Origin of the sequence: Nostoc sp. JL33 (assembly GCF_017114985.1) — a bacterium.
Classification (GTDB): Bacteria; Cyanobacteriota; Cyanobacteriia; order Cyanobacteriales; family Nostocaceae; genus Nostoc.
The window spans coordinates 221,999-237,430 of the sequence record NZ_JABXKP010000100.1; the positions used below are offsets into that span (position 1 = coordinate 221,999).

Annotated in this window: 12 protein-coding genes, 1 tRNA gene and 1 pseudogene; 9 read left to right on the top strand and 5 right to left on the bottom strand. The window is 42.8% G+C overall.

Annotated features, from left to right (window positions below):
• Positions 1-91: 91 nt before the first annotated feature.
• Positions 92-176 (top strand) — tRNA-Ser (locus HWQ23_RS31000).
• A 55-nt stretch (positions 177-231) separates the two neighbouring features.
• On the opposite strand, the gene HWQ23_RS31005 is transcribed toward HWQ23_RS31000, so the two are convergent.
• Complete coding sequence (locus HWQ23_RS31005) at positions 232-1,860, bottom strand: serine/threonine protein kinase (protein ID WP_292837317.1); 1,629 nt, start codon at positions 1,858-1,860, stop codon at positions 232-234.
• 542 nt (positions 1,861-2,402) lie between these two features.
• On the opposite strand from HWQ23_RS31005, the gene HWQ23_RS31010 reads away from it, so the two are divergent.
• Positions 2,403-2,573, top strand: a complete 171-nt coding sequence (locus tag HWQ23_RS31010; RefSeq protein ID WP_292837319.1) for a hypothetical protein — start codon at positions 2,403-2,405, stop codon at positions 2,571-2,573.
• A gap of 388 nt (positions 2,574-2,961) precedes the next feature.
• Here HWQ23_RS31010 and HWQ23_RS31020 read toward each other — a convergent pair whose 3' ends face one another.
• Positions 2,962-3,132 carry a hypothetical protein gene (locus HWQ23_RS31020; protein ID WP_292837422.1) on the bottom strand — a complete coding sequence of 57 codons (171 nt, stop codon included), beginning with the start codon at positions 3,130-3,132 and terminating at the stop codon, positions 2,962-2,964.
• A 66-nt stretch (positions 3,133-3,198) separates the two neighbouring features.
• Between HWQ23_RS31020 and HWQ23_RS31025 the strand changes: the two genes are divergently transcribed.
• Positions 3,199-4,560 carry a lipid-A-disaccharide synthase-related protein gene (locus tag HWQ23_RS31025; protein ID WP_292837321.1) on the top strand — a complete coding sequence of 454 codons (1,362 nt, stop codon included), beginning with the start codon at positions 3,199-3,201 and terminating at the stop codon, positions 4,558-4,560.
• Between the two features lie 251 nt (positions 4,561-4,811).
• On the opposite strand, the gene HWQ23_RS31030 is transcribed toward HWQ23_RS31025, so the two are convergent.
• Entirely contained in the window at positions 4,812-5,534 is a 723-nt protein-coding gene (locus HWQ23_RS31030; RefSeq protein ID WP_292837323.1) for a response regulator transcription factor, read from the bottom strand.
• 294 nt (positions 5,535-5,828) lie between these two features.
• Here HWQ23_RS31030 and HWQ23_RS31035 point away from each other — a divergent pair, with 294 nt between their 5' ends.
• The 3 genes and pseudogenes from HWQ23_RS31035 to HWQ23_RS31045 all read left to right on the top strand — a co-directional run bounded on the left by HWQ23_RS31035 (position 5,829) and on the right by HWQ23_RS31045 (position 9,254).
• Positions 5,829-6,257 carry a hypothetical protein gene (locus HWQ23_RS31035; RefSeq protein ID WP_292837325.1) on the top strand — a complete coding sequence of 143 codons (429 nt, stop codon included), beginning with the start codon at positions 5,829-5,831 and terminating at the stop codon, positions 6,255-6,257.
• A gap of 494 nt (positions 6,258-6,751) precedes the next feature.
• Positions 6,752-8,084: pseudogene (locus HWQ23_RS31040) on the top strand (ATP-binding response regulator).
• 45 nt (positions 8,085-8,129) lie between these two features.
• Positions 8,130-9,254: a hybrid sensor histidine kinase/response regulator gene (locus HWQ23_RS31045; protein ID WP_292837327.1), complete on the top strand. Its 1,125-nt coding sequence runs from the start codon at positions 8,130-8,132 to the stop codon at positions 9,252-9,254.
• Positions 9,255-9,739: 485 nt separating this feature from the next.
• Here HWQ23_RS31045 and HWQ23_RS31050 read toward each other — a convergent pair whose 3' ends face one another.
• Complete coding sequence (locus tag HWQ23_RS31050) at positions 9,740-11,269, bottom strand: RtcB family protein (protein WP_292837329.1); 1,530 nt, start codon at positions 11,267-11,269, stop codon at positions 9,740-9,742.
• Positions 11,270-11,668: 399 nt separating this feature from the next.
• On the opposite strand from HWQ23_RS31050, the gene HWQ23_RS31055 reads away from it, so the two are divergent.
• Genes HWQ23_RS31055 through HWQ23_RS31065 form a run of 3 tightly spaced genes read left to right on the top strand, consistent with a single transcriptional unit; the run spans position 11,669 to position 14,463 of the window.
• Positions 11,669-11,863, top strand: coding sequence for a heavy-metal-associated domain-containing protein (locus tag HWQ23_RS31055; protein ID WP_100898972.1), 195 nt, complete (start codon positions 11,669-11,671; stop codon positions 11,861-11,863).
• A 43-nt stretch (positions 11,864-11,906) separates the two neighbouring features.
• On the top strand, positions 11,907-14,210 hold the full coding sequence (locus HWQ23_RS31060) for a heavy metal translocating P-type ATPase (RefSeq protein ID WP_292837332.1): 2,304 nt from the start codon (positions 11,907-11,909) through the stop codon (positions 14,208-14,210).
• A gap of 19 nt (positions 14,211-14,229) precedes the next feature.
• Positions 14,230-14,463: a hypothetical protein gene (locus tag HWQ23_RS31065; protein WP_292837334.1), complete on the top strand. Its 234-nt coding sequence runs from the start codon at positions 14,230-14,232 to the stop codon at positions 14,461-14,463.
• Positions 14,464-14,670: 207 nt separating this feature from the next.
• On the opposite strand, the gene HWQ23_RS31070 is transcribed toward HWQ23_RS31065, so the two are convergent.
• On the bottom strand, positions 14,671-15,120 hold the full coding sequence (locus HWQ23_RS31070) for a heavy metal-responsive transcriptional regulator (protein WP_292837336.1): 450 nt from the start codon (positions 15,118-15,120) through the stop codon (positions 14,671-14,673).
• Positions 15,121-15,432 lie beyond the last annotated feature (312 nt).

Sequence of the window (15,432 nt, forward strand, 5' to 3'; positions counted from 1 at the left end):
TATAGTAATATAGGGAATACGCCAAAATTTCCCTTCATTCTCACGGCATTTGAATATACAATAGATACTCAAATGTGTAAATGATATAGCTGGAGAGGTGTCCGAGTGGTTGATGGTGACGCACTCGAAATGCGTTTTGGGGAAACTCAACGGGAGTTCGAATCTCCCCCTCTCCGTTCAAAAAAATTTCCGAATGTCAACTAAAATCCTAAATTCAAAATCTCAAATTGACTAATTATTGTCATCTTGGAGATTTTCTTTGGATTGCTGATCATTTTGGGGTTGACTATTAGGCAGTAAATTTTGCTTTTCTAGTGTTGGTACTACTACACCAGAAGGATCTGACTGTTTGGATTGCGTTGGTGGTACTGCTGGGATGACCACAGGCTTTGACGGATTCACAGGTTGGGGGGAGGTAGAATCTGGACTAGAAGCGGGTAAGTTATTTTGTGGCAATGGTGCAGGGGAGGCTTTACGAGATGACCGGATCGCCCGTAGTTTTTCCACTAGTGAGGGTGTGGGGGAAACGTTAGGTGAAGGTGAAGGTGGGGATTTTTCGGAATCGCCGCGTTGCGATTCTCCTCTAGGGCTGCTGGTGGAAGATTCTTCTTGGGAAGTCCGACGATTGCGCCGACGCTGCCTAGAATTAGAGACAGGTGGTGATTCGGTTCTTGAGGTGGTATTAGTCTCTTCACCCGGAGATGAAGATTTACTATCGAAGCTAGGCACTTTCGCGGGTGCTTCTTTAGTTGGCTGTTCAAAAAGTGGCTTTGCGGTTGGCTGCGGCTGAGATTTGGGTAACATGCTCGTGATCCCAAAACCTGCTGTAGCAGCAACTAGGGCTACACCTATACCAATAAATATTTTAGATGATCCCAGTTTTTTAGCCAGTACAGTTTCCTTGGCGATGCCTGGGTTGGGCTGCGCCAACGCAGATCGTCTATGAATGGGATTTTGGGCAGTTTTCCCAATTAAAGTTGCTGCTTGCTGGGCAGATAGATTGACAGTTGGCACTGCGTAAGTGGCTAAGGCTTGCGGTGTCAGATTCTCCTCATTTCCAGGTAGCAGTTGTAACCACTCAGCAACTGTCGCTGGCCGAAAACGAGATTCCACCGCCATACCGCGCATTACCGCCTGGTTGACAGCAGCACTCAAGTGTGGTTGCAGTTCGCGGGGGGAAGGCATTTGCTCGCGATCGCGCAATAATGCTGGCATCGGAACTTGGGCTGTCAACAGCGCATATAAGGTTGCTGCTAAACCATAAACATCCGTGGCGGGTGTGCGCGATGCTTGCGTCAAATACTGCTCAATTGGAGAATAGCCCTCAGAAACCAGACCCGTGTGAGTCTGCCTGACACCACCATTAAATTCCCTGGCAATGCCAAAATCAATCAGTACTACTTGCTGCGTTCCCAGGCGTTGGATAATATTATCTGGTTTGACATCCCGGTGCAGCAAACCATTGTTATGTACTACCTGCAAGGCTGCCCCAATTTGCCGGATGTAATGAATTGCTGTGGCTTCTGACATTGGTATTCCAGGTAATACAAATGCGTCTCCCAAGGTTTCGCCACGAATGTATTCCATCACCATGTAAGGTAGTCCATCTTCGACAAAAAAATCGCTGACTCGGACTATATTTGGGTGGATACACGTAGCTAATCGTCTGGCTTCATCTTGGAATTGGCGCTCGAATTTGGCAAAATCAGGATGTTGTCGCAGCCGTTCATTGATGGTTTTCATCACCACCTCCTGACCCAAGTAGTGATGGGTAGCTTTAAACGTAATGCCAAAGCCACCCCGCCCTATTTCTTGGATTAGGGTATATTTTCCATCCTGCAAAATTGTGCCTGCTAACATAGAGAGTCCTGAGCCTTGAGTGAGCAGATAACTAGCGAGTTCTGAGTTTTTAAGAGATTTCCAAAAATTTTCCCATATTTTTATCAAGCAGAGTTCATACCTGTTTATGCTACGGGATAATTTGGTTGTTGGAACTCTCCAAGTGAGAAAGACCTACCCATGATCACAAAAGTTTTATCTTTTTCATAGGATAACGCGGGAGTCAAGAAATCCTGAAGTAGGAAACAGGCTCAAGCTATCTTCACTCCGTGATATCATGGAGGAAGAACTACTAGACACGCTACTTGCTACAAGCCAAAGAGCAATTCAGTAATCTTTATAATTAGATAAAGAGATCAGGTAGACAAGAAAGAATTGTTGAGCAAGTTTCTGGGCATCAACGACTATAGGAATCATAACAATAACTTAATAATTAATCATTAACTAATATTTTAATTTAGAAAAGTTGCTGTAAAAATTTGATATATAGCGGTTCTCCGTCTTTGTGAGGTACTCTAACCCCACCCCCAACGCCCTACTCACCGAATTTTAGATTTTAAATTTTGGAAAATGGAATTGTTGGGCGTTGCCTAAGAAGAGAAGATTCTTGCGTTCCATTATTTAAAAAGGTTCCAGAGCAAGCTTTCTTTAAACGCGAGAATAATTCTTTAATCCGTCTTGGAAAGTTTGCTCAAGTCGGCAGAGCCGCAAGAGCAACTTTCCGCAAAATCTAAAATTAAATGACTTGCCCCTGACTTGATTGCTGGGGTCAATCTAAAATCTAAAATCCAAAATCCAAAATTGTGTGACTTGCGAGGAGGGGGCTATGATGTACCTCATGTGATTAGGAAATGCTATATATATGTGGGATTATTTTCAGGATAAAATGAAGAGTTAATAACCAGTCTATTTCGGATATTTTAGTGAAAGGCGACTCCATTTATTAGCAAATCTTTAAGGGATTTCCTTGGTTAATTTTTGAACAGCGACCAAGTGCAGCGAATTTATTTGGATGAGTTAGGGACTCCTAATTAGCAGCCAATAGCGATCAATTTAATGCAATTGACAATCGCTTCAGCAAAAGCGATCGCAAAGCAAGCTCGTCTATTAATTGATGTTAATTTATGCTACTGCTTGCTGGAGTCCAACGGGACTGATGGTGGTTCCAATCTGAGATTGCAAACGTTGTTGGGGTATCTGATCGATGAGTATAGCACCAGATAATTGCAGCGATGCCTGGGTTGGGCTGCGCCAACGCACAATCATCGGTTGGACTTGGTATACTACATTCAATTTCGCCGATTTCCCTATTTATACCTCTTAGCCAAACAGACAGTTAATTTTGATGTTTTATTTCTTATGAGTAATGTATCTCAGTTATCCCTAGCTTCTAACTCGCAAGCTGCAACTTCTCCTTTACGGTTACTTGTATTAAGTAATGGTCATGGGGAAGATGTAATTGCAGTTCGGATTTTGGAAGAATTCCAGCGACAATCAAACCCACCAGAGGTATTTGCTTTACCTCTGGTGGGTGAAGGACGTGCTTATCAACAGTTGGATATCCCCCTGATCGGTTCAGTCCGCACTATGCCTTCTGGCGGCTTTATTTATATGGATGGACGCCAATTAGTGCGGGATGTACGCGGTGGTTTATTGCAACTTACCCTCAGCCAGATTAAAGCTGTCCGCCGTTGGGTGAGTTCCCAAAAAAAATTAGGTAATAAAAGAGCGATTTTAGCAGTAGGAGATATTGTCCCCCTGTTGTTTGCAACTTTCAGTGGCGCTAATTATGCTTTTGTGGGTACGGCGAAATCTGAATATTATGTGCGGGATGAAGCTGGATTGTTACCACGAAAATCTCAAGGTGCGCGTTGGGAAAATTTTTCCGGTTCAGTTTACCATCCTTGGGAACGTTGGTTAATGAGTCGTCGCCGTTGTAAGGCAGTGTTTCCTAGAGATGCACTGACGACCCAAACATTAAAACAATGGCCAATTCCCGCTTTTGATTTGGGTAATCCCATGATGGATGGACTGGAGGCGACGTTTTCACGCCAACAATTTTATAGTCAGGATAGCCAACAGCAAGAGACAGTTCGACCTTTAATCGTGACTCTTCTTCCTGGTTCCCGTCCACCAGAGGCATACACCAACTGGGAAACAATTATGATTGCCGTATCTGCGTTAATGGCAAGTTTCCAGCAGCGAGATTCGGTGTTTTACACTTCTGGCACAGTGGTTTTTTTAGCTGCGATCGCTCCGGGTTTAGACTCTAATATTTTATCCCAAAGTCTGCAATCCCAAGGCTGGCGCAGTGAATCAGCATCTCCTATCCAACTTCACGATCCAAATGTATTGACATTTAAACAAAGGAATGCATATCTACTGCTGACACAACAAGCCTATAATGATTGCTTACATTTGGGAGATATAGCGATCGCAATGGCAGGTACAGCTACAGAACAGTTTATCGGTTTAGGGAAACCTGCGATCGCGATTTCTGGCAATGGGCCTCAATATAACCCTGCCTTTGCTGAAGCTCAAAGTCGTCATTTAGGCTCATCTTTGATTTTAGTTAAGCAGCCAGCAGAAGTTGCCAAGATCGTACAGTCTCTCTTCAAAGATCCTGATATTTTGCAAATTATTGCCGAAAATGGTGAGCGACGCATGGGAAAATCGGGAGCCGCACGACGGATTGCTGAATGTTTACAGGAACGATTTTGAATGGGTATTCGGCAAACAGGACAATTCAATGCAAGGATTTTCGTGAAGCAGCGCGGTCTTCTCCCTCACGCGCGTGGCTAGCGCCTTCGCGGAGCCTCAACTCTTCTCTACCTTGGGCTACGCCTTCGTAGAGGCTCCGGCAACGAGTCCGCGTAGAGAGCGTCTTTTGGATTAAATTTCAATTCTTTAATCTAAAATCTAAAATCTAAAATCTAAAATTCTTACTCCCCCTGCTCCCTCATCCCTAGTTCCTACGCCACCAACCCAGAACGTAGCGCCCTCACAGCAGCTTGGGTACGGTCATCGGCACACAGTTTATTTAGAATATTGCGAACATGGGTTTTCACAGTACCAACTGTAATGTAGAGTTTCTCGGCAATTTGTCCATTACTACACCCAGCTACAATCAACTCTAGGATTTCCAGTTCCCTCTGAGTCAGAGGGTATGTTTCCAAAACTTGCTCGTATTCTGACGCCAGCGCCTCAATTTTTACAGTCTTCGGCTTATCAGAGGTTTGGCTCTCTCCAGGAATACCTTGCCGCATCTTCCGCAATACCACACTGGCGATCGCCGGATCAATCCAAGAATTACCGGCGTGAGTTGCTTGGATGGCGTCAGTTAATTTACTGATGCTTGTTTCTTTCATATAATAAGAATCAGCACCCGCCGCGAAGGCTGCAAGTACAGCATCCTCTGTATGATCCATCGTTAGGATTAGAATCTTCGTAGTCGATTGCCCAGTTTCAGCTTGCTGGCGTTTGAATTTACGGGTGAGTTCGATACCATCCATGTCAGGCAAACCGATATCTACAACAGCGACATCTGGCTTTGCTGTTTCTAAAAGTTTTAATCCTTGGGTAGCATTTGCCGCTTCGCCAACTACTTTCAATGCGCTGTGAGCCTGTAATGCCGCTCGTAGCCCCATTCGCGTTAAGTCATGATCTTCAATTAAAATAATACTAATTTCATTCATCGCTACACTCGCTCTTACGCTATTTGCCTCAATCAAAGTATGACCTTTTGTAAGCGTTATCTTTTCTTTTCCCAACCTAAAGATAGATGATATTTCAACCCGTCTGCATCCACCGATAGAGATAAGAAATACCTGATTTTTTCATATTTGGATACAGGACAAATCTAGCTGGAGATATATGGATACTTGCACAAAAAGTATGAAATATTGAAACGAATGCCAAATTGTTCCCCCTTGCTTAGAATTCAGCTTTGAGTTGGTATGTTCCATTATTTAAGTATAAAACTTTCAAAAATGGACAAATTACAAAAGTTCAAAGTTGCCTTACGAGAAAGTGAACGATGGTTTCGAGGGATTTTTAAGCAAACCTTTGGATTCATCGGATTGATGCAGCCAATAGTAATCCTCATGGAAGGTAATCAGACGGCGTTAAAATTTGCTGTAATGACCAGCAGCAAAGTAATTCGTTGTCCTTTGTGGGAAGCTTGTTTGTCTGATTTTTCACCGGATGTGGAAGACTTCTCTTCTTCTAGGGGAGAGGCTGGGAATTTTCGCTCAACCCTTGTAGGGAACCTTGGTCAAATGCCAGAAGCTTTGGAAGCAGTTGGTATTATTCCTAAAATTTTCTTAACGATCGCCAGGAAAATAGTAACACAGGTCTGGCGATCGCTAAGAAAATTGCCAAAATTCCAGCAGGTAGGATTACTTCAGATTCACAAATAGGTATAGGCAATACTTTCTTATTTACTTGGTCTAACCTATCTGATGGGTAAAACTGCTCAATATGGTACACGATAATGGTATGCAACTCTCACCAATGACTGAGGACGGTCGCTTGTTGACTGATTTAAAATTGGTTTTAAGTTTAGTAAAATATTCGATTTTACTTTATATCAATGTTTGCTGTATTCATATCAATAGTTTTCCCTTGATTAATTGCTAATTTTTTGAAAGCCATTGTTCATTTGCGAGGAGTTTAATTTCAATAGTCTGGTAAATTTACCAGATTGATACAACAGACTGAATTTGCCTTTGACCTTCCCTAAGGAATCTGGAAATGATGGCAACGCCCAATAAGTATTAGATATTGTGCAAAATGCCTTAGTTATTCAAGTTACAGATTTTAGATGTCCGAAAATCTTATATTATTTAATTGGATAATCTGAAAAGATAAATGTTAAATATTAACCTATGTTTGGCGGCGAAAATAAAAAGCGATGGAAGAGACGCTGAAAATTTTGGTTGTAAACGATGACCAAGTAGACCGGATGGCAGTCCGTTCAGCCCTGACTAAAGCAGGTGTTCAAATGAAACTGTCTGAAGTAGGCGATGGTAATGATGCGTTTTCTGCCTTAAACACTACTGCCTATGATTGTGTTTTACTCAACTATCGCTTACTAGACCAAAATGGACTAAGCTTCATTCAACAGCTACGTTCTTCGGAAATTAAAGTTCCTTTAGTAGTTCTAACTGGTGAAGGAGATGAACAAATTGCTGTCCAATTAATCGAAGCTGGTGCTACAGACTATCTCTCTAAGTCTAAGATATCCCCAGAAACATTGTCCCAGGTTTTGCGGAGTGCGATTCGGGTTTATCGGGCTGAAATGCAGGCAGCTTTGGCAATCCAGCAACTCAGAGAAAGTCATGAACAACTCATTCGTAAGAACCAAGAGTTGGAAAAACAACAGCAAGAGATTCAAATGCAAAACTTCAAGCTATTGGAGGCATCACAGCTAAAATCACATTTTTTGGCAACTATGTCCCACGAACTGAGAACGCCGATGAATGCGATTATTGGTTTTTCGCAAATACTATTGCGTCCTAAGTTCGGTCAACTAACGCACCAGCAAGCAGATATGATTAAGCGTATCTTTAATAATGGCAAGCATTTGCTGATGCTAGTCAATGAAGTTCTCGACTTTTCCAAGCTGGAGGCAGGGCGATTAGACTTAAAAGCGGAAAGATTTGATGTATCAAAGGTAGTAAATCTTGCTGTAGGTGAAATGCGTTCCCTAGCTGATGCCAAAAATCTATCATTGTTAATGCAAACCGATTTGCAAAATACTTTAATATTTAATGATCCAGTTCGTATTAAACAGATTTTAATTAATCTACTCTCCAACGCGATTAAGTTCACCGAGTCTGGTGAGATTTGGGTTGAGGTTAAGGAACTACCTGCAAATCGAGTCGGAATTATTGTTCGGGATACAGGTATTGGCATAGCACCCAAAAATTTTAAACATATTTTTGAAGCATTTTGGCAAGTCGATCAAACTATCACTCGCAAATATCCAGGTACAGGTCTGGGTTTAGCAATTATAGATTCGCTGGTACGAATGATGGGCGGGAAAATCTTTCTTGAGAGCAAATTGGGAATCGGTTCAACGTTTATAATAGAATTGCCGCGTCAAATCACATTATCGATAGCAGCTGATGTTCCAGCTTTACAGTTAGATGGCGACGAGATTTTTTGCTCTGGTAAAAATTCGCACACATCAGTCATCTCAAGTCAGTAAAGCATCAATAGGATATTCTAAATTTAAACTATAAATTAATTAGTTCCAAAAAAAACTGATAAAAGTTGATAAATGAATTATGTCTGAAATTGAAAATAATAAAATTTATCGTATTCTCGCAGTTGACGATATTCTAGATAATCTGATTTTGGTTGAAGCAATTTTAGAAAGTGAGGGGTATGCAATTGATTTGGTTTCAGATGGAATAAAGGCTTTACAGCAAATTGAACAATCTCCACCCGATCTGATTTTATTAGATGTGATGATGCCAGGAATAGATGGTTATGAAGTCACCCGTCGGATTCGGAATAACCCTGCAATCTCTTATATTCCAATTCTGCTGATTACTGCCTTTCACGAATCCAGCGTTGTCGAAGGTTTGGATGCTGGTGCTGACGATTTTATTCGTAAACCATTTGATACTGATGAACTACTGGCAAGAGTGCGATCGCTGTTGCGTCTCAAGCACAGTCTGGACGAACAACAAAAAATGGCCCGCCAACGGGAAGATTTTGTTTCCCGTCTGACTCATGATTTGCGAACTCCTCTAGTAGCCTCCGATCGCATGTTGAATTTGTTTGAAATGGAAACATTCTGCAAAATTTCGCCAGAAATGAAACAGGCGATCGCAGTGATGATTCGCAGTAACCAAAATTTGATGGACATGGTGAACACCCTGTTAGAAGTCTATCGCTTCGAGGCAGGTAAAAAAACGTTGAATTGGGAGCTATGCGATTTACGTGAGATATGTCAAGAAGTAGTGAGTGAAATAAGTCCTCTAACTAGTGAAAAAGGCTTGACTCTAAAAATAGACACCCGTGAATTAGACCCCCTGAGTAAAAACGCTGGTATTATTATGGGCGATCGCTTGGAACTACGGCGGGTACTAAACAACTTGATCGCAAATGCGATCAAATTTACAGATACAGGAGGCATAACAATCCGCATTTTTGAAAGATCACCAAATCCGGGCAATCCAGATTCGGTAACAATTGAGGTAGAAGATACAGGATATGGAATTGCGCCAGAAGATCAAGCAACAATTTTCGAGCGATTTCGCCAAGGTAAAAATAAACGCTCAGGTAGTGGCTTAGGATTACATCTATCCCACCGGATTGTAGAAGCGCACGCCGGAACTATTCAGGTTACTTCTGAACTAGGTAAAGGTAGTTTGTTTACTGTGCAACTACCTAAAAACACTTAAGTTTTTCTGCTTCACCAAACAGAATATTAACAATTCAAAATTCCTCTTGGAAAGTTCTGTTCTTTGTAAAGACGGCGATTTATCGCGTCTCTTGCCTTAACTGAAGCGTATTGCGATGGTTCCTGAGTCTGTAGTACCACTTCCCTACAGGACGCTACGCGAACGTGGAAGCAAGCTACGCGTAGCGTCCCGTTTTTTAAGGACTGAAACTGAAGCTGCCTTTTTCGTGAGTAATACTAAGCAAGTGAAACGTATAAATAGTTAGTAAAATATTTACTCCACAATCTCTTAATCTAACTTTTTATCAATAAGAGATTAATATCAGATTACAGAACAATACGCTTGGGTTAGTGCCAAAAACCTTAAACTGGGTAAGTTGGGTTTCGTTCCTTAACCCAACCTACTATTTTTTATAGATGTAATCCTAATATCAGGGAATAAAGATGGATACCCCTGGTCAACGCCAGGGGCTTTTTGTTTAGTAGCTACGCCTTAAACGTCAACACCGGACTCAATCGCGCCACAACGTCCACCATTTCTGCCTCAACCTGCACATCAATCACAGACTGAATCGGTTTGTAGGCGGCGGGTGCTTCTTCAATTCGGCGTTCTTCACGCAGGGTAATGCAGTCTACCCCAGTTAATCCCAGTTCCGCCTCACTTTGAGATGCACCTTTGCGATTGAGATCGAAGCGAGAACGAATTCTTCCCGCCCCATGTGAGGCAGAATTACAAAATGCTGAATTGCCTCTACCCACCATCAGATAAGAATAAGCACCCATTGAACCAGGAATAATCACTGGTTGCCCTACATGGGCGGGACAAGCGCCCTTGCGTGTTACCCACTTTTCAATTTTGGATTTTGGATTTTGGATTTTGGATTGAAGAGACGTTGTATACAATGTCTCTACATCTTCAAGTTGTGGCAAGGTGATGTTATGCGGCAAGTCATAAACTAGAGGTGCTTCCACATCTTTATATACTTCCCGCAAACGCAGACGCAGCAGTTCCGCTAACAGCAGGCGATTGACAAAGGCATAGTTAGCAGCAGTGGCCTCAGCTTGCAGGTAACTAGCTACTAGTTCAGGGTGAGAATGGGTAGAAAGAGGAAAAATTTGAGAATCAGGGTACTTCAGACCTTTTTGCCAAGTCGCCTTAGCTTTATCTCGCCACATTCCCCCAATATACTTACCGACATTTCGAGAACCAGAGTGAATCATAAAAGCTAGCTGTCCCTCGCGTACTCCCCAGGCGTGGGCAAGTGTGCGATTTTCGACTTTATCAACTCGCTGCACTTCTACAAAATGATTACCCCCGCCAATGGTTGCCAGTCCGCCATCGCGTACTAGTCCAGCATCGGGAACTAATTCTTCAGGCGCAAGTTTCCAGTTACCATCCATTGAACCACCTAAAAAGATGCGTTCGCCCTTGGCGTTGGCGGAGCTATCGCTCTCTTGGGCAAGTTGTGCCAAATCAGACTTGACTACACTCCCCGTAGGCTGATCTAGCATGGCATCCAGCCAACCGGGAATTCCGTACTGAAATAGCGATCGCATTGTCTGAGCAGTCATCGTCACATCACGCGTACCGAAGAAGTAATCTCCCTTCATGCGTTCTACGAATTGGTCACGCTTTGCCAGAAATTCCTCGATTGTCAAATCTGCAACATGTAGGCGCATCCCACAATTGATGTCAGAACCGACAGCGCCAGGGATAACCTGACCCACAGTTTCTATGACTGAACCAATGGCAACACCCGCATCACCTGGGTGAAAGTCAGGCGTAGCACAGGCACGACAAACGTATCCACCTGACGGGTGGCGGACGCTTGCCAAATTCGCTAACTGCTTGAGTGCCTTAGCTTCTACGGGAAAGTCTTCTGGCAGTAGCACTTCTGCTACAGGGGCATCAGGAGAATTAACTAAACGGATAGAATAAGTGCGGTTGTTGTAAGTTACATCCAAACCCTGCCGCTCTAAGGCACGCAGGAGACGTTTGAGATTTTTTGGCTGCATGAAAACTCCAAATAAGGTCTTAAAAAAGACCCTTTGTTGTGAAGAGATTAGGAGACTTGGGTTCAGCAGCCGCGTCTCAAGTGGTGCGGAGGGTCATTTTCCCAGAACTGTGGGGAAAACAACAGGTTATATAGCCTTAATAACACACACTTTCATCGGATGACAAGTGTTTTGTAGTACGTTGTATTTTTGATCGGCAACACTTACTCAGCCAAACCAAAATTGTAAAGAAATTTGAAGTTTAGTGAAAAACTTTTAAAAATCTCTAGACTCTCCAGCCGGCTAGAGAGTCTAGGATGAATTCAAGGCGACTCTCAACCAGAAATTTCTCAGGTGTGAGGGATACGCTGAGTCATCCAGTTTGGTTTGGCTAGCTTTTCCACTTTATCCCGTAAATCTATGACTCTCCAACTCACAGTTCCCAACATGGCTTGTTCTGCTTGTGCAAGCACCATCACCAAAGCACTTCAGGCAGTCGATGCCAATGCTAGCGTTCAGGCTGATCCAACAACCAAGCTTGTCAGTGTAGAAACCCAAGCATCAGAAACAGCAATTAAGGAAGCGTTGGCTGCTGCTGGCTATCCAGTTGCCTAATGTTTAAGATCCTTCCACACCAATCACGGCGGTTCATCTAGTTATGGATACTCTCACACTCAAACTTCGAGGCATGAGTTGCGCCGCTTGCGCTAACAACATCGAAAAGGCAATTCGCTCTGTTCCTGGGGTGATTGATTCCAACGTTAACTTTGGAGCAGAGCAAGCCGCGATCAAATACGATCGCTCTCTAGCCAATTTAGAGAAAATCCAAGCTGCGATCGCATCTGCGGGATACTCTTCTTACTCACTCCAGGAAGAAATACTCTCCGAAGAAGACGATGCAGAGATTGCGAGTAGGCAAGCATTACAACGCAAACTCTCGCTCAAGGTATTGGTGGGAGGTGTAATTAGCATTTTCCTATTTTTGGGGTCGTTGTCCATGATGACTGGGTTGAACTTACCCTTAATTCCAAGCTTCCTGCAAAATCCTTGGATACAGTTAGTCCTGACAACTCCCGTCGTATTTTGGTGTGGTGGATCTTTTTACCGGAATGGCTGGAAATCGCTCAAGCGGCATACGGCGACGATGGACACGCTGATTGCTTTGGGCACAAGTGCAGCGTATCTATATTCTTTGTTTGTGACTGTTTTCCCGAAATTTTTTATTGCTCAGGGCTTGATACCTCATGTTTATTACGAAGTTGCTGCGATCGTCATTACCTTAATTTTGTTGGGGCGGTTGTTGGAAAATCGCGCTAGGGGACAAACTTCTGAAGCCATCCGCAAACTCATTGGACTGCAAGCTAGAGATGCCAGAGTTATCCGTTATGGTAAGGAAATTGATCTTCCGATCGCCGAAGTCATAATCAACGATGTGATTTTGGTGCGTCCTGGTGAGAAGATTCCGGTAGATGGCGAAGTGATTACAGGCGCTTCAACGGTAGATGAAGCGATGGTGACGGGTGAAAGTTTGCCAGTCAAAAAGCAGCCAGGAGATGAGGTGATTGGGGCGACAATTAACGGTGCGGGTGCGTTTCAGTTTCGGGTGACACGAGTCGGAAATGATACGTTTTTGGCTCAAATCGTCAAACTGGTGCAACAAGCGCAAGGTTCTAAAGCCCCAATTCAGCGCTTGGCAGATCAAGTCACAGGATGGTTTGTACCAGCTGTGATTGCGATCGCGATCGCCACTTTTGTGATTTGGTTTAATTTCACAGGCAACCTCACCCTAGCAACAACGACAACGGTAGGTGTACTGATTATCGCTTGTCCCTGTGCTTTGGGTTTAGCTACCCCCACATCTGTAATGGTGGGGACGGGCAAAGGTGCAGAAAATGGCATCTTGATTAAAGGTGCGGACAGTTTAGAACTAGCACACAAAATTAAAACCATCGTTTTAGATAAAACTGGCACTTTGACTCAGGGTAAACCTACAGTTACAGACTTTGTGACTGTCAACGGCACAGCTAATGGTAATGAAATCACGCTTTTACAGTTAGCAGCAACGGTAGAACGAAATTCTGAGCATCCTTTAGCTGAAGCTGTAGTGAAATACGCCCAGTCTCAAGAGGTGAGTTTAACAGAGGCAAAGAACTTTCAGGCGATCGCAGGTAGTGGTGTACAAGCAGTTGTTTCAAATCAGCTTGTGCAAATTGGTACACAACGTTGGTTAACCGAACTTGGAATTAACACCATAACTCTCCAACAGTATAAAGATGCCTGGGAAACTGCTGGTAAAACAGTAATTTTGATTGCTGTAGATGGCGAACTACAAGGAATAATGGGTATTGCCGATGCCCTCAAACCTTCATCAACAGCAGTGGTAAAAGCTTTACAGAAGCTAGGTTTAGAAGTAGTAATGCTCACTGGAGATAATCGTAAAACTGCTGATGCGATCGCTCTACAAGTTGGCATCCAGCGAATCTTTGCCGAAGTCCGTCCAGATCAGAAGGCGGCAATTATCCAATCTCTGCAAGGGGAGATAGAGAGATTTCGCAATTCAAAATCCAAAATCCAAAATCCAAAATCCAAAATTGTCGCAATGGTAGGTGATGGCATAAATGATGCCCCAGCCTTAGCACAAGCTGATGTGGGAATTGCTATTGGGACAGGAACAGATGTAGCGATCGCAGCTAGCGATATTACCCTAATTTCTGGAGATTTACAAGGAATTGTTACAGCTATTCAACTTAGTCGCGCCACCATCAATAATATTAGGCAAAATCTCTTCTTTGCCTTTATTTACAACGTCATTGGTATTCCGATTGCGGCGGGAATTCTGTTCCCCATCTTTGGTTGGTTACTCAATCCAATTATCGCCGGGGCGGCGATGGCTCTTTCTTCGCTTTCTGTTGTTAGCAATGCTCTCAGATTGCGTAACTTTCAACCAAAAGCTATCTTATAATTGCAGGTTAATTTAGGAAATGTTCAGTCAAAAAACGCTTTGGGGAAGCCTTACAGCTTTAGTCCTGCTCACTGGAACATCAGGCGTAGCATTAGCAGAAATGCCAGCCCACTCGCCAGAGCAAACCAGCCAATTTCATCGTATTGAGCAACCTTTGGGCTTGAAAGTTGGTGTTGCGATCGCAGGTTTAGCCTTAATTGGACTAGAGTTATGGTGGTTTCTTCTCTATAAAAGTCCTGATACCAATTCATGAAAATCTTGATACATCTGCGGTTCGTCGTAGGGGTGCAATCTTACCTATCTACAGCCCAATAAATATGGTTCGGTTAAGGTGCATAGTCCCTAAAGATCCCCCTTATTCCCCCTTAAAAAGGGGGAAATAGAGTCATTCTTAGTCCCCCTTTTTAAGGGGGGTTGGGGGGATCAAGTCTTATCCGAACCGTATTGATCTAAAGCCGATTCATCTGTTGCAAAGATTTTTGTCAATTGTATGACTGGTGTTTTGAATAATCGGACAAATTGTATCCTCATGCTGTCCGCCCATATTCTTCCAACCTGAAAGTAATCCCTCTATTTCAGAGCGTAAAGTTAACAACTGATCAATTTGGCGATCAATCTGCAATACCTTATCTTCGAGCTTCTCTTTGATTTCACCACATGGAGCTTGTCCTTGGTCATAAACCTGAAGAATATTTCCAATCTCCTCTAGGCTAAGACCAAGATTTTGTGCCCTTTTAATGAATGCTAGACGAGTTAGCACATCCAATGAAAACTGGCGAAAGCCTCCCTCTGTTCGTCTTGATGAATTGATTAAGCCTAAACTTTCGTAATAACGAATTGTCCTGATCGGGATTTTGCTTAAATCTGTTACCTGACCAATTAAAAGCAGTTTTTTATCTTGAGTTAACACGGTAGATTTTCCCAACTCTTGTAATTATTATGACATATTTTACTAATTATTAAATCCTTTGAGAGTTTAGCAAAATCTTGGCATCAGTAGTTGAAAATTTTATCTAATTAGAGATTTTACTAAGTTTTAATTTTTCAAATATCTATTCTAAATGGACACTAGCTTAGTCTAGCTGATATTTGATTGTCATAACTTTGACATTTTTAAGAATATTTGCCTAAGAATTTACCTGATTAATTTTATCCATTTATTGGGTAACTGTTTGTCATGGTACTGAAAGTAACTGTTTTTTTATAGTTCTCATGTTACTTC

Excerpts from the sequence above, each read along its gene's own strand:
- HWQ23_RS31045 (WP_292837327.1), top strand. The coding sequence starts at position 8,130 with ATGTCTGAAATTGAAAATAATAAAATTTATCGTATTCTCGCAGTTGAC.
- HWQ23_RS31030 (WP_292837323.1), bottom strand. The coding sequence starts at position 5,534 with ATGAATGAAATTAGTATTATTTTAATTGAAGATCATGACTTAACGCGA.
- HWQ23_RS31065 (WP_292837334.1), top strand. The coding sequence starts at position 14,230 with ATGTTCAGTCAAAAAACGCTTTGGGGAAGCCTTACAGCTTTAGTCCTG.
- HWQ23_RS31055 (WP_100898972.1), top strand. The coding sequence starts at position 11,669 with ATGACTCTCCAACTCACAGTTCCCAACATGGCTTGTTCTGCTTGTGCA.
- HWQ23_RS31025 (WP_292837321.1), top strand. The coding sequence starts at position 3,199 with ATGAGTAATGTATCTCAGTTATCCCTAGCTTCTAACTCGCAAGCTGCA.
- HWQ23_RS31005 (WP_292837317.1), bottom strand. The coding sequence starts at position 1,860 with ATGTTAGCAGGCACAATTTTGCAGGATGGAAAATATACCCTAATCCAA.
- HWQ23_RS31050 (WP_292837329.1), bottom strand. The coding sequence starts at position 11,269 with ATGCAGCCAAAAAATCTCAAACGTCTCCTGCGTGCCTTAGAGCGGCAG.
- HWQ23_RS31035 (WP_292837325.1), top strand. The coding sequence starts at position 5,829 with ATGGACAAATTACAAAAGTTCAAAGTTGCCTTACGAGAAAGTGAACGA.
- HWQ23_RS31060 (WP_292837332.1), top strand. The coding sequence starts at position 11,907 with ATGGATACTCTCACACTCAAACTTCGAGGCATGAGTTGCGCCGCTTGC.